Annotated in this window: 18 protein-coding genes and 2 pseudogenes; 10 read left to right on the top strand and 10 right to left on the bottom strand. The window is 59.4% G+C overall.

Annotated features, from left to right (window positions below):
* Window positions 1-87 precede the first annotated feature (87 nt).
* The 3 genes from N2599_RS28625 (at window position 88) to N2599_RS28635 (ending at window position 2240) form a co-directional block, all read left to right on the top strand.
* Entirely contained in the window at window positions 88-720 is a 633-nt protein-coding gene (locus tag N2599_RS28625) for a LysE family translocator (RefSeq protein WP_027510431.1), read from the top strand.
* A gap of 129 nt (window positions 721-849) precedes the next feature.
* Window positions 850-1209 (top strand): VOC family protein, encoded by a 360-nt coding sequence (locus tag N2599_RS28630; RefSeq protein WP_027510432.1) that lies wholly within the window; start codon window positions 850-852, stop codon window positions 1207-1209.
* A gap of 215 nt (window positions 1210-1424) precedes the next feature.
* Window positions 1425-2240, top strand: a complete 816-nt coding sequence (locus N2599_RS28635; protein ID WP_167333905.1) for a DUF1796 family putative cysteine peptidase — start codon at window positions 1425-1427, stop codon at window positions 2238-2240.
* Window positions 2241-2500: 260 nt separating this feature from the next.
* Here the strand turns inward: N2599_RS28635 and N2599_RS28640 are convergent, their stop codons facing one another.
* Both N2599_RS28640 and N2599_RS28645 read right to left on the bottom strand, forming a co-directional pair.
* Window positions 2501-3499, bottom strand: a complete 999-nt coding sequence (locus N2599_RS28640; protein WP_027510434.1) for an ABC transporter permease — start codon at window positions 3497-3499, stop codon at window positions 2501-2503.
* A 40-nt stretch (window positions 3500-3539) separates the two neighbouring features.
* Window positions 3540-4301, bottom strand: a complete 762-nt coding sequence (locus tag N2599_RS28645; protein WP_084606474.1) for an ATP-binding cassette domain-containing protein — start codon at window positions 4299-4301, stop codon at window positions 3540-3542.
* Between the two features lie 230 nt (window positions 4302-4531).
* Between N2599_RS28645 and N2599_RS28650 the strand changes: the two genes are divergently transcribed.
* Window positions 4532-5512, top strand: a complete 981-nt coding sequence (locus tag N2599_RS28650; RefSeq protein WP_027510436.1) for an NAD-dependent epimerase/dehydratase family protein — start codon at window positions 4532-4534, stop codon at window positions 5510-5512.
* A 48-nt stretch (window positions 5513-5560) separates the two neighbouring features.
* The gene (locus N2599_RS28655) at window positions 5561-6547 is read left to right on the top strand and encodes a substrate-binding domain-containing protein (protein ID WP_027510437.1); all 987 of its coding nucleotides are present in this window, start codon (window positions 5561-5563) and stop codon (window positions 6545-6547) included.
* A 380-nt stretch (window positions 6548-6927) separates the two neighbouring features.
* On the opposite strand, the gene N2599_RS28660 is transcribed toward N2599_RS28655, so the two are convergent.
* The 8 genes and pseudogenes from N2599_RS28660 to N2599_RS28695 form a co-directional block, all read right to left on the bottom strand.
* On the bottom strand, window positions 6928-8043 hold the full coding sequence (locus N2599_RS28660; RefSeq protein WP_027510438.1) for a TRAP transporter substrate-binding protein: 1116 nt from the start codon (window positions 8041-8043) through the stop codon (window positions 6928-6930).
* A 62-nt stretch (window positions 8044-8105) separates the two neighbouring features.
* Complete coding sequence (locus tag N2599_RS28665; protein WP_027510439.1) at window positions 8106-9686, bottom strand: TRAP transporter large permease; 1581 nt, start codon at window positions 9684-9686, stop codon at window positions 8106-8108.
* Between the two features lie 14 nt (window positions 9687-9700).
* The gene (locus N2599_RS28670) at window positions 9701-10249 is read right to left on the bottom strand and encodes a TRAP transporter small permease subunit (protein WP_027510440.1); all 549 of its coding nucleotides are present in this window, start codon (window positions 10247-10249) and stop codon (window positions 9701-9703) included.
* 132 nt (window positions 10250-10381) lie between these two features.
* Window positions 10382-11026, bottom strand: coding sequence for a two-component system response regulator MctR (gene mctR, locus N2599_RS28675; protein WP_027510441.1), 645 nt, complete (start codon window positions 11024-11026; stop codon window positions 10382-10384).
* Window positions 11023-12414 (bottom strand): two-component system sensor histidine kinase MctS, encoded by a 1392-nt coding sequence (mctS, locus tag N2599_RS28680; RefSeq protein ID WP_027510442.1) that lies wholly within the window; start codon window positions 12412-12414, stop codon window positions 11023-11025. The genes mctR and mctS overlap by 4 nt, the downstream gene beginning before the upstream one ends.
* 176 nt (window positions 12415-12590) lie before the next feature.
* Window positions 12591-13097, bottom strand: coding sequence for an ATP-binding protein (locus N2599_RS28685; protein ID WP_027510443.1), 507 nt, complete (start codon window positions 13095-13097; stop codon window positions 12591-12593).
* A gap of 327 nt (window positions 13098-13424) precedes the next feature.
* Complete coding sequence (locus tag N2599_RS28690; RefSeq protein WP_027510444.1) at window positions 13425-14390, bottom strand: MBL fold metallo-hydrolase; 966 nt, start codon at window positions 14388-14390, stop codon at window positions 13425-13427.
* A 312-nt stretch (window positions 14391-14702) separates the two neighbouring features.
* Window positions 14703-15115: pseudogene (locus N2599_RS28695) on the bottom strand (Ohr family peroxiredoxin).
* A 339-nt stretch (window positions 15116-15454) separates the two neighbouring features.
* On the opposite strand from N2599_RS28695, the gene N2599_RS28700 reads away from it, so the two are divergent.
* From N2599_RS28700 to N2599_RS28720, 5 genes and pseudogenes are all read left to right on the top strand, one after another.
* Window positions 15455-16051: a DUF6088 family protein gene (locus N2599_RS28700; protein ID WP_027510445.1), complete on the top strand. Its 597-nt coding sequence runs from the start codon at window positions 15455-15457 to the stop codon at window positions 16049-16051.
* Between the two features lie 94 nt (window positions 16052-16145).
* Window positions 16146-17048 carry a nucleotidyl transferase AbiEii/AbiGii toxin family protein gene (locus N2599_RS28705; RefSeq protein ID WP_245209252.1) on the top strand — a complete coding sequence of 301 codons (903 nt, stop codon included), beginning with the start codon at window positions 16146-16148 and terminating at the stop codon, window positions 17046-17048.
* 297 nt (window positions 17049-17345) lie between these two features.
* Window positions 17346-18709 (top strand): annotated as a pseudogene (locus N2599_RS28710) (IS110 family RNA-guided transposase).
* A gap of 205 nt (window positions 18710-18914) precedes the next feature.
* Window positions 18915-19793: a helix-turn-helix domain-containing protein gene (locus N2599_RS28715; protein WP_037142082.1), complete on the top strand. Its 879-nt coding sequence runs from the start codon at window positions 18915-18917 to the stop codon at window positions 19791-19793.
* A gap of 81 nt (window positions 19794-19874) precedes the next feature.
* Window positions 19875-20534 (top strand): 2Fe-2S iron-sulfur cluster-binding protein, encoded by a 660-nt coding sequence (locus N2599_RS28720; RefSeq protein ID WP_051336583.1) that lies wholly within the window; start codon window positions 19875-19877, stop codon window positions 20532-20534.
* Window position 20535 lies beyond the last annotated feature (1 nt).

A 20535-nucleotide genomic window follows, 5' to 3' on the forward strand; every position in this document is an offset into this window, starting at 1 on the left:
CAGCGGACGGGGAAGACGACTGCCGCGAGAGGAATAGTCTTGGTAGCCCGTCTCGAGCCGAGATATAATCAGACAAGGAACGCCGCCATGGATTCCGTGACCGCCAATCTTTTGAGCCTTTTTGCCATCGGCCTCGTCCAGTTGCTGGCGGTGATATCGCCCGGTCCAAGCTTCCTGATCACAGCCCAAACCGCGGCAGCGCGGTCGCGTTCCGATGGCCTCAAGGTCGCGATCGGTCTCGGCTCCGGTTCCGTCCTCTGGGCCGTGGCAGCGCTTCTTGGGTTGAACATGCTGTTCCAAGCCCTTCCGACACTCTTCTTCGTCATGAGGGTGCTCGGTGCACTCTTTATCCTCTGGGTCGCCTTCCAGGTATTCCGCCATGCCAAAGATCCTCTCGTCCTTGAGGGGCATGACGGCGCTGCCGGGCCATTCCTCAAGGGCTTGCTGACCCAGATATCAAACCCGAAGGTCGCCGTATTCTTCGGTTCGATCTTCGTCTCGATGCTCCCGGTGCAGGCACCGCTCTGGATGACGATCACACTGCTCGTCATCGTCTTCCTCAACGAGTTCTCCTGGTATTCGATCGTCGCCATGCTCTTCGGGTCGGGCCGGGTCCGGGAATTCTACATCGGCATGAAGGCCTGGATCGACCGCATCACCGGCCTCTTCCTCGGAGCGCTCGGCATCAGACTGTTGTGGAGCGCGAGAGAAACCGCATAGAACTCCATCGGTGCGGGCGTTCGGATGTGGCGCTGAGCGGACGGTGCGTCCAGCTCGATCTCAGAGTTTGAGTTTGCATGCACGCGACTTCATCGCCATTGTCCCCGTGCCAAAGCTAAGAAGAGTCCCATGCCGAAGGTCGTTGGAATTGGTGGTGTGTTTTTCAGGGCGGCGGACCCGGCCGGGCTCGCCGAATGGTACGAGACGCACCTTGGAATTGACGACCTGCACAAGTCCATATGGCGGCAAGAGGCAGGAACAACAATTTTTGGGCCGTTCTCTGAGAGTACCGACTATTTTGGACGTGCCGAACAGCAGTGGATGATCAACTTCCGGGTCGATGATCTCGATGGGCTCATGGCGAAACTAAGGGCAAGCGGGATCGCGGTGGAAACTAGAGCCGAGTGGAACTCGGAAGTGGGCCGTTTTGCCCGCATTCACGATCCCGAAGGCAATCCGGTCGAGCTCTGGGAACCTACGAAGGAGTGATGGCGAAGGGCTCTCCATTAGTGCCCGGATCGCGGAGCTGAGGTCCGATCTCGACCGTGGCCGTATCCCAAGCACAGATATGACAGTGGGTGCGCGTCCCGGACATGACGCGGAGACTCGACATACCTCAGACTTCGATGACAAGCGAATTGGGACTGGCTGGCTCGGGCGTGGCCTATAAATTCGGTCAGGGCTTTACTAGGATGGCCCCATGGATGTACAAACCAGCCGGGGGGGGAAATATTATGGGGCATCAGTATATTTCGCTCGGCGCAGCGTGCAATGCTGCGATGATGATCAAAAAGCTGGGCCTGAGAAAGACGTCCTATCCGTTTGATTGGCTACTTAATCTTGATAGCGGTCTCGCATCCGTCACCGAGATGATTCAGGATGACTTTCAGAAGGTATGCGCACCCGATTGCTACATGCCCGCAAGCCATTCGACCATCGCAACTGAGGTAGTCGCCTATCGGGATTATCCGACCGTACTGCACATCCACACCAATCCGATGTCGAAGACCGGCGAACATGATGAACTGGTCCGGCGGTTTGACCGCTTTCGCCGTACTCTGAGATCGAGAGATAAGCTGCACTTCGTGTACTATCGCAATCTCGCCGCCGCACGGCTGACCGATCCGTCCGCCACGGCGCAACAGGTACTAAGGCAGCTAATCGACGAGGCGAGTGTCTTTCTCGACACCATATCTGCGTGGCGCGGCGGCGACACCTCTCTGCTTCTTGTCTTGGAATCCGGCATTGACGACATCGAGCCGGCCTCGATCGCACTGGCGTCAGTGACAGTACCGGATCGCCGCATCCAATTCGGGCACGCTATCTCACGCTATGATGAGAACCCTGTGTTCAATGATGTCTGGAAACGGCAATGGACCGATCTGCTGCTGAACCGGACGGAGATGCCATTACACCTGACAGCCCGCGCTCTTGCCAATGTCTATTTCAGACGGCTGAAGAGCTTCATCAACGGCGACCGCCTGCCCCCCATTTCCTTGCCCTCGCCGCTCACTCATTGAGGAGCGATTGCGTTATAATTCACTCACCTTAAAGGCTGTTTACGCGGCGACAATCGCTCAAGGTGAGACTCGCGCTTGACGATGATGTTCGCGCAGAAGCTCAGGCCGGGGGGCCTCCAACCATAGCGCAGGTCCCGATCCGGCCGTGCCGGTGAACCGTCGCCTGCACGGCCCGCGTCCCGCCATTCCGCCCCGCTGACAAGACAAGAACCTCATATGTTTTCGGGCATGGCGCCGATCGGCGCATCTCGGCGCAGCCGCTATTCGCTCTGCCGGAAATTGCGGATCCGGTCGAACAGCACGGCAAGCACGATGGCGCCGCCGATGAAAGTGCCCTGCCAGAAGGCATTAATGCCGAGCAAGCCGAGACTGTTGCGGATCACCTCGATCAGAGCGGCTCCGACCAGAGCGCCGAAAGCCGTGCCGACGCCGCCTGCCAGATTGGCGCCGCCGATGACGGCGGCCGCGATGACCTGGAGTTCCATTCCCGCGCCGATATTGGTGGTGACGGCACCGAGCCAGCCGGTCTGAACGATGCCGGCGATCCCAGCCGACAAAGCGGAGATCATATAGACCGCAATCTTGATCCGGCGCACAGGAACGCCGGTCAGCGTTGCGGCGTGCTCATTGCCGCCGATTGCGAAAACATAACGGCCGAACCTGGTCCAGCGCAGTACAAAACCGGTCAGCAGCGCCAGGACGATCATGTAAAGAACGGGGTTGGCTATACCGAGAAACCATGCGCCGCCGCCCAGCGACAGAAGCGCCTCGTGGTCAGGACCGAATTGGAAGACGACGGTGTTGTTTGACGCGACCATCGCCAGGCTGCGCGCGATCGACAGCATGCCGAGCGTCACCACGAACGGCGGGAAGTTAAGATAGGCGATCAGCACGCCATTGAACGCTCCGATCACAAGCGCCGTGCCGATCGAGGCGGCAATGCCGATCTCGATGCTGTAGCCGGCATGCATGACCACCGCCAACACCATGCTGCACAGGCAAAGTACCGAGCCGACGGACAGGTCGATGCCGCCGGTGATGATCACCAGCGTCATGCCGAGCGCGATGATCGCAACGAACGTGACGTTGCGGGTGATGTTGTAGAGGTTTTTCGCCGTTGCGAACGAGTCAGTAGCGAAGGATAGAAAAAGGCAGGCGAGAATGACGGCGATCAGGACCCAGAACGTCTGGCCGCCCAGTATCCCCGCAAGCCAGTTCCGCTGCTTCTGTGCAATTGTCTGGTCAAGGGTAATTGCCATCGTCGACCTTCATTTCTGCCGATACCGGTAAGCAGCGCCATCACACCTGTTCGATGGCGCCGGTGATAAGACCTGTGACTTCCTCGGGCGAACTCGCCGCAATCGGCTTGTCGGCGACCTTCCTTCCCCGCCGCATCACGATGACACGATCGGCAACCGTAAAGACGTCAGGCATGCGATGACTGATCAAGACAACCGCAATACCGCGGTCGCGCAGCTCGCGGATCAGATTCAAAACCTCGGCCACCTGACGGACGGAAATCGCCGCAGTCGGCTCGTCCATCAGCACGATCTTCGCTTCCGACAGCATCGTGCGCGCGATCGCCACCGCCTGCCGCTGGCCGCCCGACATCTTCCTTACGAGATCTCGCGGGCGTGTCTCCGACTTCAGTTCCTTGAAAATCTCTCCGGCCCGTCCGTACATTGACTTGTGGTCCAGGACCTTCAGTGGGCCGATGCCGCGCCGCAGCTCGCGTCCGAGAAACACGTTCGCCGCAGCCGTCAGATTGTTGCAAAGTGCCAAGTCCTGGTGAACGATCTCGATGCCGTGCTGACGCGCCTCCACCGGACGGTGCATGACGATTTCCGCGCCATCGAGACGCATCGTCCCCTCGCTCGGACGGAAGTTGCCCGCGATCATCTTGACCAGCGTCGACTTGCCAGCACCGTTATCGCCCATCAGGCCGACGACCTGCCCCGCCTCCAGCGAAAGCGAAACGTCGTTGACTGCCCGGATGGCACCGAAATGTTTGGAGATGTTGGTGAGTTCGAGAACCGCCACCAGCCTGCTAACCTCCCCGATTCCGCGGACTGCCCGTCGCCGTCACTTATTCTTCCTGGGGCAGGCGCACCCTATCTCGCCTGTCCCATGTCCTCCCGGAACAAGCGATTAAATGCATTTACGCAAAACCTTGCAGGACCGTCAATCAATTGTCCGGAAAATCGGGGCGTCATCACAAAAATCTGTTTTGTATGACAAATTCCATTGACGCCGAAAGCGCGCGCATATTAGCTGTTTCTGGGAGAGAGAGCATGCTGATCCTTGTCACTGGCGCAACGGGCAAGGTCGGGCAGCGCTTCATTGCTGGGCTGCTTGACGATCCGAGATTTTCCAAAGCACGCATCCGCGCGCTGTGTCACAATCGTTTGCTCGAAGAGACCGACCGCGTCGAGGTGGCAAGGGGCTCCATTGCTGACCGCGATTGCGTTGTGGCCGCATTGGAAGGCGTTACCCACGTCCTGCATCTTGCGACCTGCAAGGAAACGCCTGCCGACATTATGGATGTAACGGTCAGGGGGCTCTTCTGGCTGCTTGAAGAATTTCGCGCGAGCGCCACCTCGCAACAATTCATCCTCATCGGAGGCGATGCCGGTGTCGGCCATTTCTACCATCGCCACGACGGACCGATCACCGAGCATGCGCCCCATCGTGCCTATCCGGGAGGCTACGCGCTTTCCAAGGTTCTCGAGGAGGTGATGCTGGAGCAATTCGGTATTCAGTACGGCACCAACGGCTGCTGCCTTCGCGCGCCGTGGATCATGGCAAAGGACGATTTCAAGTACACGCTGTCCTTCGGCAGCGACGTCTTCGGCGGTCCCGACTGGAAGACGCTGGTTCCGGAAGGCGACGCGAGGCGGTATGCGCAAACCGGTGCTGTGCCGCTGCTGCGCGACGCCGACGGGCGTCCGCTGAAGCGCAATTTCGTGCATGTCGACGATCTGGTCTCGGCAATATTGGCGGCAATCGACAATCCCCGCGCCAAGCGCCAGCTCTTCAACATCTGCATGGATAGCCCGGTCGACTATGGCGAGGTCGCCACCTACCTGGCGCGCACGCGGGGCCTTGCGGCTGTCGATATACCAAGCCAGTACCACTCGAACTGGATGGACAACAGCAAGGCCAAATACCTGCTGGGCTGGCAGCCCAGTTACGATCTGGAAAGGCTTATCGACTCGGCCTGGCAATACGAGCGTTCGGAGGATGACCCTCGCATTGTCTGGTACCCGGGTTGATCACGTATGGCGGTCGCGCCGCGCCCGTCTGTTTCAAGGGAGGAAACCATGAGGAAGGCATTATTACTTGCATTCACCGCTCTGGCGCTCACCGCCGGCCCGGCGCTTGCCAAGAAGCAGCTCGTCATCGTCGTGAAGGGCCTCGACAACCCGTTCTTCGAGGCGATCAACCAGGGTTGCCAGAAATGGAACAAGGAAAACCCAGACTCGGAATATGAGTGCTTCTACACAGGTCCGGCATCGACGTCCGATGAGGCCGGCGAGGCACAGATCGTCCAGGACATGCTGGGCAAGGCAGACACGGCTGCGATCGCCATCTCGCCGTCGAACGCCAAACTCATCGCCCAGACGCTCAAGACCGCCAATCCGAGCGTTCCGGTGATGACGCTCGACGCCGATCTCGCGGCAGAAGATGCAGCGCTCCGCAAGACATACCTCGGCACCGACAACTACCTGATGGGAGCGCGCATCGGCGAGTACATCAAGAAGGCCAAGCCAAACGGCGGCAAGATCTGCACGATCGAAGGCAATCCGGGAGCCGACAACATCCTGCGCCGCGCGCAAGGCATGCGCGATACGCTCACCGGCCAGAAGGACCTTGCCGCGCTGAAGGGCGAAGGCGGCTGGACGGAAGTCGCCGGCTGCCCGGTCTTCACCAATGACGATGGCGCCAAGGGCGTTCAGGCGATGACCGACATCCTTGCCGCCAACCCGGACCTCGACGCATTCGGCATCATGGGAGGCTGGCCGCTTTTCGGCGCGCCGCAACCCTATCGCGACCTCTTCAAGCCTATGGCCGAGAAGATCGCCAGCAACGAATTCGTCATCGGCGCCGCCGACACGATCGGCGACGAAGTGGCGATAGCCAAGGAAGGGCTTGTCACCGCGCTGGTCGGCCAGCGTCCATTCGAAATGGGCTACAAGGCACCGACCGTGATGATGGACCTGATCGCCGGAAAGCCGGTCGAGGATCCCGTGTTCACCGGGCTCGACGAGTGCACCAAGGAGACCGTCGACACCTGCATCCAGAAATAACGCGCGTCTCGGAGCGCCCAAAACAGTGGGCGCTCCGGTTCCCGATCATCTCAGCGGACACCGCGTCTCCCGGAATCTTTATAGGTGACGAAGGCTCGCCGGCGCTTCCTGTCATCGCAGCAACTTTTGACCTGGTCCGTGCTGCGGCATGCGCAGAAACGTCATGAGAACATCGAAAAAACTTCGATTGCAACAGCGACACACTGCCCGCAGTGCGGTTCGCAAGGCATTGGCAACACCGGCCAGATCATAGCCGGGCGTTCACGATGGGTGCCCGCTCCGTAGTTGTCCAAGTCATTCGGCGCACGCCGATCCGTCAAGACCGGCGTGACCGTGATGGCTGGGAAAAGCGGCGGGATGTCCAACAGCCGCCTTCACTTTCATTTACCGGCGGCCTGTGTGGCGTACATGTAGCTGTCGTAGCTGTATTCGGCCACGCGGAACCACTCGAAGGATTCGTCGCGGAATTTCTTCCAGGACGGATAGATCTTCGCCCAGGCCGGATATTTGGCGCTGTATTCACCATAGAGCTCGAATGTCGCCTTATAGGCACCATCCATGACGTCGCGCGGGAGCGGACGAAGTTTCACGCCCTTGCCGACCAGCGAACGGATCGCCTTGGTGTTCTTGACGTCGTAGAGCGCCTGCATGTTGACGTTGGCCGCCTTACAGGCGGTGTCGAGCGCCGCCTTGTAGGCGTCCGGAAGCCCTTCATACTGCGCCTTGTTGACGAAGAAGTGGATGGTCAGGCCGCCTTCCCAATAGGCGGGATAATAGTAATAGGGGGCGATCTGGTAGAAGCCGAGGCGCTCGTCATCATAAGGTCCCACCCATTCGGCCGCATCGATCGTGCCGCGTTCGAGCGCCGGATAGATGTCGCCGCCGGGAAGCTGTTGCGGAACGACACCGAGACGCGACATGACTTGGCCGGCGACGCCGGCAATGCGCATCTTAACACCATTCAAGTCTGCAAGGCTGTTGATCTCCTTGCGGAACCAGCCCCCCATTTGGGCGCCCGTGCCGCCGCCGGGTTTGCCGACGATGCCGTATTCGGAAAGAAACTCGTCATAAAGCTCGTTGCCGCCGCCGTGATAGAGCCAGGCGTTTTGCTGGCGGGCATTGAGGCCGAATGGGATCGTTGACCCGATCGCAAAGGTCGGGTTCTTGCCAGTGAAGTAATATCCGCAGGTATGGGCGATTTCGACAGTGTTCGCCTGAACGGCGTCGATTGCCTGGGGGCCCGGAACGATCTCGCCGGCTTGAAAGACCTGGATCTGAAACTTGCCCTCGGTGATCTTGGAAAGGGCGTCGGCCATGACGACCGCTCCGCCGTAGATCGTATCAAGATTGTTCGGAAAGCCCGATGTCAGGCGCCACTTGATCGTCGGCAGTTCCTGGGCGACGGCAGGAGCAGCCAGCGCTGCACCGGCAACGGTGGCAGCGCCTCCGAGCGCTCCCTTGGTCAGAAAATTACGGCGGCTCAGTTTATCGGTCATTATTTCCTCCTCGGTTGATGGCATGCAGCACTTGGCAAAGCGCAATTCGGTAAACGGTTGTGTTACTTGGCGGGTTCGGACGGCGGCGCGCCGAAGCTTGGGGTCGGCGATCCGAAATCCGGCGCGGGTGCCCCAAAACCCGGCGCTGCCGGCGCACCGTTTGACGGCTCGGGAGCGCCAAATGGCTGTGCGGGGGTTCCAAACGGGTTCTCTCCGCCAGCACCCGGCATCGGGACATTCAGCTGGATGGTCGACGGATCGACTGTGACCTGGCCGGACTTGTAGTGGGTGACGAGCTGCGGGAACGCGATCACAACGATGACCGTCGCAAGCTGGATCCCCAGGAAAGGCAAGGCGCCCATGTAGATCTGGCCTGATGTAACCGGCTGGATCGTCGCGCCTGAAATACGGTCCTTATAGGCCCGGCTCGGCGCGACCGACCGCAGGTAGAACAGCGAAAAGCCGAATGGCGGATGCATGAACGAGGTTTGCATGTTGATCGCCAGCATCACGCCGAACCAGATCAGGTCGATGCCGAGGCTGTCGGCAACGGGTGCGAGCAGCGGAATGATGATGAAGGCGAGCTCGAAATAATCGAGGAAGAAGGCAAGAAAGAAGACCAGCAGGTTGGCGACGATCAGGAAGCCGACTTCGCCGCCCGGTATCGACGTCATCAGATGCTCGACCCAAACGTGACCGTTCACTCCATAAAACGTCAGCGAAAAGACGCGCGCGCCCAACAGGATGAAGATCACGAACGACGAGAGCTTCGCCGTCGAATAAAGGGCGGCCGTGATCATCTTGAGATCGAGGCGGCGATTGAATGCCGCCAGGACCAGGGCACCGACGGCACCCATCGCACCGCCTTCGGTCGGGGTTGCAAGACCGATGAAAATGGTTCCGAGCACCAGGAAGATCAGTACGAGCGGCGGCACGAGCGATGTGACGACTCTGCCGGCGAGCTTCCACCCGCGCAGCAAACGCGCTTCTGCCGGTAGCGCCGGAACGCTCGCGGGCCGCAGAAAGGACATCAGGATGATGTAGCCGGAATAGACCGCCACCAACAGCAGGCCGGGCACCAGGGCACCCTTGTACATGTCGCCGACAGACCGGCCGAGCTGGTCTGCGAGGATAATCAGGACGAGGCTTGGCGGAATGATCTGCGCCAGCGTCCCCGATGCCGCGATGGTGCCGGCGGCAACGCGGCGATCATAGCCGTAACGAAGCATGATGGGCAGCGAGATCAAACCCATCGAGATAACGGAGGCTGCGACCACGCCGGTCGTTGCGGCAAGGATGGCGCCGACGAAGATGACGGCAAACGCCAGGCCGCCGCGCACTGGTCCGAAGAGCTGGCCGATCGTGTCCAGCAGATCCTCGGCCATGCCGCTTCGCTCGAGGATCAATCCCATGAACGTGAAGAAGGGGATGGCAAGCAGCGTCTCGTTGGACATCTGCCCGAAGATTCGGTCCGGAATCGCTCCGAAAAGATTGATCGGCAGCAGGCCCATCTCGATACCGATGAAACCGAACACGAAGCCGACGAAAGCCAGCGCAAACGCCACCGGATAGCCGAGCAGAAGCACCACGATCAACGACAGGAACATGATGGGCGCGAGATTTTCCGCGAAGAAAGCAAACATGAATTTTTTCCTGCCTAGAGAATTTGTGCTTCAGCGTCGGCAAGCGCGATCGCGTCCGGAAGATCGCCCTTCAGGATCGCGATGCGTTTGATCAGTTCCGAAAGGCCCTGAAGGGCAAGCAGGCCGAAGCCGGCAGGAATGAGCGCCCATACGGGCCATAAGAGTAGGCCGCCGGTATTGTTCGACACTTCACCGCTGACGAACTTCGAAACGACGATCGGCCAGGACAGGTAGGTCGTGATGAGACAGAACGGGAAGAGGAAGAAGATCGTGCCCAGGATTTCGATCCAAAGCTGCGCTCGCCGCGGTAGCTGACCGTAGACAAGGTCCACCTTGACATGCTCGCTCCCCAGGAGCGTCCAAGCCGCAGCGATGAGGAATGCGGCAGAAAACAGATACCACTGGGCCTCGAGCCAGGCATTCGAACTGAGGTTGAACAGCTTCCGGGTCGTTGCATTGATCGCGCTGATCAGGACGGCTGCCAACAGCAGCCAGGAAACGGATTTACCCAAAAACGTATTGATCGCGTCGATGACGCGCGACAGCGACAGCAAGCCAGACATGATGTAATCCTCCCAGCGGTCACCGGCTTTGAGAAAGCATGACCACCGGGCAACTGGTATGGTGCGCAGTTTTTTGGAACAAGACTGAAAATGGGCAAAATACGCGGGCCTACCCAGTACTGGGTAGGCCACTTAACTGTCGGCCCAGGTTAATCCGTTCTCGATCGCATAGCGGGTCAATCCGGCCGTCGTCGCGATGCCGAGCTTCTTCTTTATGTTCTTGCGATGCGTTTCGACTGTTGCAGCCGAAATGCCCAGTGTCTGGGCAATATCGCGATTGCTTTTTCCTGCCGCCAGCAACAATAAAACATCATGCTCGCGCGTCGTCAGAGGAGGCGCATCCGGCGCCTCCTTTCGCTCGAGCAGAACATCCGAGACACCCGAAGAGAAGTAGGTCTTGCCATCTGCCACGGCTTCGATCGCCGCGATGATCTCGTCGGTTGAGACATCCTTGAGAATGTAGCCGGAGGCCCCGTGCAATACCGACGTGGAAATGTACTCGCGACTGTCGTGCATCGACAGCATAAGGATCCGCGTCTCAGGCAATTGTTCCTTGAAGAGCTCTATCGCATCGATGCCGCTCAGCTGCGGCATGTTGATATCCATCAACACGACGGCAGGCCTTTCCCTCTGCGCAATCTCAAGTCCGGTGCGTGCCAATCCGGCGGTGCCGACAATTTCGATGTGTTCATAGGTTTCCAGCACAGCCCCTAGCCCGTCGAGAACCAAGGGGTGATTATCGATCAAAAGAACCTTGATACTTTTCCTGCCGCTCATGCTGCTTCCTTGCGTTGCGCGCGGTTCACCGTGGCCGACCTTGGAAGCATCGCTGTCAGGATCGTGCCAGCCGACGTTGTCTTGATCAGCAGCAAGCCGCCGAAATGGGCCAGGCGCTCCTGCATGTTGCGCAGCCCGAGCCCACCGCCGAATGCTTTCTTTCCCTCTGCGATGTTTTCATCGAAGCCGTTGCCGTTGTCAGAGATCGTCATGCGGACACGGCCGCCAACGCTCCAAATCTTAATAGCGACACGCGTTGCTCCAGAATGCCGCTCCACATTGTTCAACGCTTCCTGCGCAACACGATAAAGCGCCGTGCTCGCCTCGGGCTTCAGCATGTTCTTGAAGGTCAGCGCCTCAAGACGCGTGTCGATGGCAGTGCGCTCCGAGAAGTTGTCGCAAAGCGCCTTGAGCGCCGGGGTCAGGCCAAGATCATCAAGCGCCCGCGGACGCAGGTCATGCGATAGGCGCCGCACTTCCTTGATCGCGCCGTTCAGCGCCTCCGCACCCCGATCGATTGCACGAGCCGCATCCTCGGACTGGCTCTTGACCTTGCGGCTCGCCAGATCGATTGCGTAGCGCACGCCGATCAGGTTTTGCGAAATCCCATCATGCAGTTCGCGGGCAAGGCGCGCCCTTTCCTCTTCCTGCGTGTCAATGATGCGCTGCGCAAGCTGTTTGAGCTTGCTGTCGGCGAGCCGCCGTTCTCTCAAGGTCAGCAGCATGCCGGTGGCAAAGACGGTGAGAACCGCCGGCACGGCGATCAGCGCGATGATCAGAAACGTTTTGCGGATATTGGCGCGGAAATCGGCATTTGCAGCGGCGGTCTGCGCAAAGACGTCATCGAGATAGACGCCCGTGCCGAGCATCCATTTCCATTTGTCGAGACCGACGGCGAAGGAGAGTTTGTCGGCCACCTCGCCGGAAGACGGCTTCTGCCACTTGTATTGGTGGAGTCCCCCGCCCTCCTTGGCCTTCTGGATCAGGTTGGCGATCACCTTGTCGCCATCGGGATCCGTCAGGTCGAGCCAATTATGGCCCGGGCGAAACGCCTGGCGCGGATGCACGATATTGTTGCCATCGTAATCATAGACGAAGAAATAGCCATCCTGGCCATAGTCGAGAGCAGTCAGGATCGCGCGAACCTTCTCCTTAGCCACTTCGTCATCCGGACCGGCAGCAGTGTAGATGTCGTGGATCGCAGAGAGCGCAAGATTTGTGAGGTTGAGGAGTTCCGTCTCCTTGGCCTTCAGCATGTTTCGCTCGAAGGTGTCGATACTGCTGCGCACGAGGGTCGCCGATTGCCACGTGATGAACGCCGTGACAATCAGGATGGCCAGGATCAACGGGATGATGGCCAGCGCCACAATCTGATGCCTAAGGTTCATATCCTCACCTCCCCACCGCCTTCGCCAGGCGGACGAGCATATATACGAAATAGCATCGACGGATAGCGCAAGCATCGCCACATCCGCAAACTTCGTTTTTCTCTACAGATGAGATCGTGAGCTCGGCGAGGGTGTCTATTCGAGTAGACGCCTTAGTGGGCCACTTGGCGGCCCTCTTAGCATTTTGAGAGAATATCATTGACAACGCTGGCGAGCGGCGCAGTGGCGTCGATGCTCATCGCGTTCTTCGGAGTGTCCTCTTGCGTTGTGTGCAGCCGCACAATGGCTTCTCGTTCGCCTGGCTTTCCGCCAAACCCTCTGCTGGAAAGCCGGCTGTTCAGCGTGTCCAGATCGACGTTGAGAACGAAAACGCCGTCAAACAGATCAATAAAGCAATGGAAATTCCTGGAGCCGCCGCAGAAGAAGGTGATCGGGTGGCTTCGATCGGCGACCAGCGATTTGACTTTGTCGACGTTCCAAAGGTGGTGCTTGTGCCCAAAGGGCACATCCAGAATGTACTCGTGCGCAGAGCCGTCCAGCGGTTCACCCGTTTCTGGATCGCCTTTATAAGCCAACTCGCGGTCGCCATGGATAAGGTGGTGGCCGCGCCGCTGCAGCTCGGTGGCGACTGAGGTCTTGCCCGTCCCAGAAACGCCTTCGATCAAATAGTTCTTAACGCCCATTTCCAACCCGATTTGGAAAGCTTGTTCACGCCGCCGAAAGCGACAACTGCGGTCATGGGAAGCTAATGTGAGAACGGCAAGACATTAATCACGGGGCGTCTCGGTGATAGCTTCCGGGCGCGAAGGTGCTGCTTGGCGTTGTTGCTCGAGTGTTCGCATTTAGGATGCAACGTCGAGGCGCTAAGCGACCGAGACGGGGCGAAACGCTGATACCCCGGCACCGCATCTGCGGGCCATCGGCGGTGGGAGCGCGGCGTCCTGATCGGAGGATCCGCCCCCGCAAGGATGGGATGGCGTTGGGCTACTAGCTCTGCGCCATAGGAATCGTCAAAGCATGAACGTCTTGCCGACCGCGCATGGAACGATCCTATCGCCATAGGCAGCCGCAAGTGCGCTCACGGCGCGCCAACCCGTGCAGTGCCCGGGTGATATCAATTGCAGGTCAAACTGCGCCAGCGCTTCGACCGTCTCCGGGATTATTGGCTCGGTGACACCAGAGAGGTGGAAGCCGCCAAACACGCCATAGAGCGGGATATTCGGAAACCGTGCCTGGGCGTGCGTCAGAACGTTGATCAGGCCGGCGTGCGAGCAGGCGGTGAAGACGACTTGCCCCTTGCCGGCCACGTTGATCGCCACGAAACGCTCGTCCGGCATTACCTCGTCCGGCTCCCAACTGCCTGCCGCGGTTTGGCGATATTGGCCGGGAAAACCGCGTTCGAACCGGGTCACGCGAGGGATTTCGCCGCTCACATAGAACGTCTCGTCAAAAAGTAGCTGCTCGTCTCGGGTAACGATGACATCGGCGCCGTTTCCGGACAGGACATCCACGCTTGGCACCAGCTCCATCGGTCGAAATTGCCCATCGCTGGATTTGGTCGCGCGCAAAGCGAACATATCGGGATGCATGTAGGTCGGGACGGGCTGCCCACCATTGCCCATCGTGATCATCTGGAGGGCGCGCGGCATTGCTCCCCCATGATCCCAGTGACCATGCGACAGCATCACCGCGCCAACTTCCCCGAGATCGACGCCGAGCCTGACCACGTTGCGCTCAAACACCCATTCCTCGGGCCCGGTGTCGAACAGGAGCGTGCGGCTGGCGGATCCGGTCCGGGCGGCGATCAAGCAGGAAAGCCCATGCGCGGCGCAGCACAGGCATTTCCCGGACAGCCATCGCATCCCACGACGGCGATGGCGGGCGAACTCGGTCTCGACGAAACCAGGATTCGACGAGAGACTGTCGGTCGCGTTGTCGACCAGAAACATGACTTCTGCCGTGTCAACGACTCTCATGGAAGCGGCCCGCCTGAAAACGCGTGGAGCCACTGTACCCATTTCGGGTACGCTCCGATAGGCATCCGAGGCATATGCTTTTTCTTGTGTCGATCTTGCGCGGTGTCCAAAGGGTCAGCCTTCAGTGGAGACCTGAAAGGGCTGCTTCATTTTTGCCAGGTCGGCGGCGCCCACGGGAGCGGCGCGATACTATCTGCTTTTAGCGCGAAGCCGCCGAAGGGTTCGTTGCAGTCGGCCCGAAGACGAAGCCGACATCCATAGGTGGCCACCTGTCAGGCGACGAAAGGACATTGCCGATAGTCGCCTTCTTCCTCAATCAGACGACGTGGTGATCACATCGATGTTGCCGCGGGTAACTTTCGAATACGGACATGTCCTGATGTGCCGCATCGACCAAGCCCGCGTGACATCGGGCTCCAGTCCCGGCAAGCTGATATTCAGGCGAGCCTGCAAGAAGTAGGAACCAGCGACCTAACAAAGGTCCACCTCCGCGTCGACGTTCGGGGGCATTGTTGTTTTGAGCTTGCGGGCGGCGAGCGCCATTGCGCCTCGAAGCACGCTGACCAGCCAGCGGCGAGCAACTGCTCCGGATTGGTACCACCACCGGGCCGGCTAGGTGTCGAAAGCTTGATGTCAAGGCGGCCGTCGGAACTACGTGACGCGCCGTCCCGGCCTCCTGTCGTGTGGGTCTTTGCAGTATAATATGGGTTGTCGATCTGGGGCACGGTCGGCTCCTCGCGTTGTGCGTTAATCTGTTCGCACTCGCCAATCGAATGCCGTGAGCAAGTGTGGGCAAATGGCATCGCGAAGATATCGAACGATGATATCGCCGATACTTTAGGATCGCTCCCGAGACCTCTGGCCGACACGGGAGGAACTTTCCGTGGAAAGCGGTATGGAGAATGAGCAGGTGGCACCAGGTATTTCGGCATCTAAACACAACTTGCTCGGCTCCCCATTTGATCATAGACATTTTGAGAGATAGAGATTAATGTTGCTTTATCAGTTGGTTATCCTTGACTTGTGTCCGAAACATGCATATTGATTCGGACAGGAGAACATCCATGGAAGAAGTGAAGAGCATTATCAGCCAACGGCTTCGCCGGGCACCTGCAGGCAAGATTGTGACCCCGAAGGAGTTCCTTTCCTTCGGGTCTCGAACTGCTGTTGACAAGACATTCAGTCGGCTTGCGGCAGCCGGGAAGATTATCCGTGTAGCGCGAGGAATGTATGTAGCCCCTCAGGAAAGCGAGTTCGGCACTTACCCGCCGTCTGCCGAAAAAGTCGTCAGCTCGTACGGGAAAATCACTGGCGAGAGGATCGTCCCCAGCGGAGCGAGGGCGGCCAATAATCTAGGCCTGACCACACAAGTACCTGTGGAAGAGCTTTTCCTCACAACCGGAAAGGCAAGGACTCTGATGCTCGGACGCAGGAAGGTCTTCCTGAAACATGCCCCTTCCTGGCAGACGGCAATGCCGAACTCTAAGGCAGGTGAAGCTATCAGGGCGATTGCACACATGGGCCCGCAGCGCGCAGCGTCCTTCGCAAAAGCGGTACGCAGCAAGCTGACCACCAGGGAGTGGGAGCAGGTTTCCAAGATGAAGCCAAGCGTTCCTGCCTGGATGGTAAATGCAATCAACGAGGCGGAACTTGCCAACTAATTTTCTTGAATTGGACTGGAATGCCCAGGAACGGGCGCTCAGTTTCGCCTCGAATGAACTCAATCAGGCTCCGCACATCCTGGAGAAGGACGTGATGGTCGTATGGGTTCTCAACGCCGTTTTCAGGTCGAACTTCGGTGAGGCGCTGTCATTCAAGGGCGGCACGTCGCTGTCAAAGGCATACGGTTTGATTGACAGATTTTCGGAAGATGTGGATTTAACCTATGACATCCGGCGCTTCCTTCCGGGGATGAATTTCGACGAGGATGGGATTCCGCCGAGCAGGAGTCAGCAGAGCAAGCTGACAAAGGCGGTGCGCGAGAAGCTCCCGGAGTGGATTCGCAATGACCTGTCGCCTGTCCTTGAAGAAGCTATAGCGAAGGACGGGCTTCGCGCCAAGCTTGTGCAGACGACCGAGGAGACTCTCAATGTGGATTTCGAAAGCCATTTCTCGGGCCACAGCTACGTCCGTTCATCGGTGCTTCTGGAATTTGGCGCTCGCTCTACCGGCGAGCCAACAATTTCGAAGAATATCGAGTGTTATGCTCAGCACACAATTCCCAAAGTGGCCTTTCCGACCGCCACTGTGCGGACCATGAGGGTCGAGCGGACGTTCTGGGAGAAGGCAACAGCAGCGCACGTCTACAGTTTGCAGGAGAACCTAAAGAAGGACAGGTTCTCGCGCCATTGGCACGACCTCCACTACATCTTCAAGTCTCCCCACTGGGAGGTTGTTCGAAACGACAAGGAGATCGCAAAGAAGGTTGCGGTACATAAATCGTTCTTCTTCGCCGAAAAGGACAAGGGCGGGGCCTTTATTAATTATAAGGCGGCCGTGGAGGGCAATATTAGGATCATTCCCGACGGTTCAGCTCTCAAAGAGCTTCGCGACGACTACAGAATGATGCAGGTGAGCCAGATCGTTCGCGAAGGTGCGCCGTCTTTTGACGAAATTCTCGAAAGCTGTGCCGTGATGGAGCGCGAGCTAAACATTTAAGCGGCAGCGGATCGCTGCGATACCGAGGATCAAGCCCCAGTGCGGGTAACCGATTGGTGGCAGTTGCTACCCAACGGGTGAGGAACGGCAGTCCGCCTGTGGCAGGAGAAACAGCGGAGCGCTATGATCGGCGGCGGAGGGAGTGGCCGTCCGGTATTTGGTGGCTCTACCCCGTTACCTAACGTGGCCCATGGGCTCTTGCGGACTTGAAAGTGGTGACGTCACGCGGCGATCCCGATTAGGAAATTGATGTGTTGCGCAGCCCCGCCCTCCAGCTTCGTAAAGGAGGAGCATACCATGACGCGCAAATGCCAACCCCGCCGGAGGCAAAAGCTCGCCCCGGTCCATGCCCATGCAGCCGCCATTGACATCGGCGCCACCATACACGTAGCGGCGGTCTCGCCCCAATGCGATCCGGAGCCGGTGCGCACGTTCGGAACCTTCACGGCCGACCTGCATCGCCTCGCCGACTGGTTCGCGCAGTGTGGGATCGAGACGGTGGCGATGGAGTCGACCGGAGTGTACTGGATTCCGATCTTCGAAATTCTCGAGCAGCGCGGGTTTGAAGTGATCCTGGTCAATGCCCGCGAGGCCAAGCAGGTTCCGGGCCGCAAGAGCGATGTCTCCGATGCCGAATGGCTTCAGCGCCTGCACGAATACGGATTGCTGCGGGCCAGCTTCCGGCCCGCCGGCGAGATCGCGACGCTGCGGAGCTATCTGCGCCAGCGCGAGCGGTTGCTCGATGCGGCGGCCGTCCACATCCAGCACATGCAAAAAGCGTTGACCGAGATGAACCTCCAACTCCATCACGTCGTTGCTGACGTGACGGGCGCCACCGGACTGCGCATTATCGGGGCCTTGGTGGCAGGCGAGCGCGACCCGGACAAGTTGGCCACCCTCCGTGATCCGCATTGCAAAGCTTCGGCCGAGGTCATTCGGGCGGCGCTGGTCGGCAACGACCGGGAGGAGCATATCTTCGCCTTGGCGCAGGCGCTGGAGCTGTACGAGGTCTACCAGGCCAAGGTGGCCGTGTGCGATGAGCGGATCGCAGTGGTTCTGGAGCGCATGAAGGACGCCCGTTGACGCCGTTGGCGGCGCTGCCGCAATCCCGCTACAAGCGACCAAAGGCCAATGAGCCGGGGTTCCCGGTGCGCGAGGCACTGCATGCGATCCTCGGCATCGACCTGACGCAAATCCACGGTGTCGGGCCGTACTTGGCGCTAAAGGTGGTCAGCGAGTGCGGCACCGACCTCTCCGCCTGGCCGAGCGCCAAGCACTTCACCTCCTGGTTGAGCCTGGCTCCGCACAACAAGATCTCCGGGGGCAAGGTGCTGTCGTCGCGCACGCGCCGCTCCGGCTGTCGGGTGGCGGCGCTGCTGCGGCTGGCCGCAACCGCGGTGGGGCGCACTCCGACGGCGCTTGGAGCCTTTTATCGCCGCTTGGCGTCCCGTATCGGCAAGGCCAAAGCCGTCACCGCGACGGCGCGCAAGATCGCCGTCCTCTTATACAACGCCCTGCGTCACCACATCGACTATGCCGATCCGGGTGCCTCCTCCTATGAGGAGCGCTATCGTCAACGGGTTCTCAGCAATGTCCGACGTCGGGCCAAATCGCTTGGGTATGTGCTACAGCCCGCCCCAACCGAGGTGGCTGTTTCTTAGGAATTCCGGACGATTGCGGTGCCGACGATCACCATGGAAGGCGATGCGAACAGGGCACTCGAATGCGGCGATAATCCTGCCACGATGCAAGTGTCATGGCCTCCAAACTGAGCGCCGGCTTCGGCCTCGCACTTGACCTCGCGACTGTCAAAATTCGGTCCTATCGGGTGGTTAGCCTCGGATGCTCCAAACCGGAGGTATCGAGTTGCCAATCGACCCCCTGATAGGCAGCGGAAGCGTGAGGAGCCGGCGCGAGCATATCAGCACCCGCGAGGCATTACGCTGGCACGACAGTAGTTTCGTCTTCGAGACCGCCGATTGGCGGAGCGAGGAAACCGAACTCGAATGGGCTGCGGACTACCATCTGTTTATTCTTACGAATTACGGGTCGACGAGGGTCACGCAGGTGCGTGGTGCAGGACAGCTTGCGTTCGAAGGCCGGGACAAGCCCGGCGCCCTATCCTTCGTTCCAGCAGGCGTCGATCGCCGATGCAGCTATAAGTCAGCCGATCTCAATTATTCCGCTCTGTGGCTGAAGCCCGATCTCTTGAAAGAATGGTACCTGCCTCTACCGCCCGACAGGCTGACCATCAATGGTCACGATCCGGTGATCGCTGCGATCATGGTGGCCTTGCGCGATGAAACGCTGAGCGGCGAAATACCTGATTTAGCCTATGTCGAACAGGCCGCGCGGATGATGATGCACCGGCTGTCGCATCTCGACCGACAAAGCCGTCCCGATGCCGGGAGGCTTTCACGGCGGGTGCTTTCCGCCGTCGATGATTATATCCGCTCCCATATCGGCCGGAACATCTCCTTGTCCGACCTGTCCCTAGTGACTGGCATTCCGGTTGATACCTTCGCCCGGCGGTTCAAGGCGACAACCGGTTACACACCCTATGCCTGGATCCTGGAAATGCGCGTGAGATGCCTGACAGACCGGCTGCGCGAAAAGGACGTCGATCTCGGCTCCCTTTCGGCGGAGCTTGGCTTCTCGAGCCAGAGCCATATGACCAATACCTTCCGCCGGATGCGGGGAATCACCCCATCCCGCTATCGCCGTCAATTTCTGTCGGATTCGTGATAATCGCCCGGAAACCTGCAAGAAAGAGGACGATCCGCATCCCAACTTCGCTTTCGTCGCACTTGATCGAAGGAGTTTTGGATGACGCCGAAGTGCCCAGCAGATCACCCTGCTGTTTTGGAGACGACCCGCCGGGATCTGCTTCTGGCGAGCGGTGCGGCTGCCGTTGCCACTGCCTTTCCACCTGGAGTGAACCAGCTTCATGCGCAGGAGGCATCGCAGGCGTTTGAACCCATACCGCTCAGGCTGTCGGTCAACGCCAATCCCGTTGAACTGACTGTCGATCCGCGCATGAGCCTTCTCGACATGCTGCGGGAAGAGCTCGGCCTGACCGGGACCAAGAAAGGCTGCGACCATGGCCAATGCGGCGCCTGTACGATTCTTCTCAACGGCCGCCGCGTTAACGCATGCCTGACGCTTGCCGTCATGCATGAAGGCGACGAGGTTCGAACGATCGAGGGGGTCGGCGAACCGGGCAAGCTGCATCCTCTGCAGATGGCTTTCGTGGCGCGCGACGGCTACCAATGCGGCTATTGCACGCCCGGCCAGATCTGCTCGGCGCTCGGCATGATCGAGGAGGCAAAGCAGGGCTGGCCGAGCCACGTCAGCGCCGATGTCGCACAGCGCGATATTGCACTCACTGAAGCCGAGATCCGCGAACGCATGAGCGGCAATATCTGTCGCTGCGCCGCCTACCCCAACATCGTCGCGGCCATTCGCGACGTGGCAGTGGAGGCTTGAG

This window comes from Rhizobium sullae, from assembly GCF_025200715.1.
GTDB lineage: Bacteria > Pseudomonadota > Alphaproteobacteria > Rhizobiales > Rhizobiaceae > Rhizobium > Rhizobium sullae.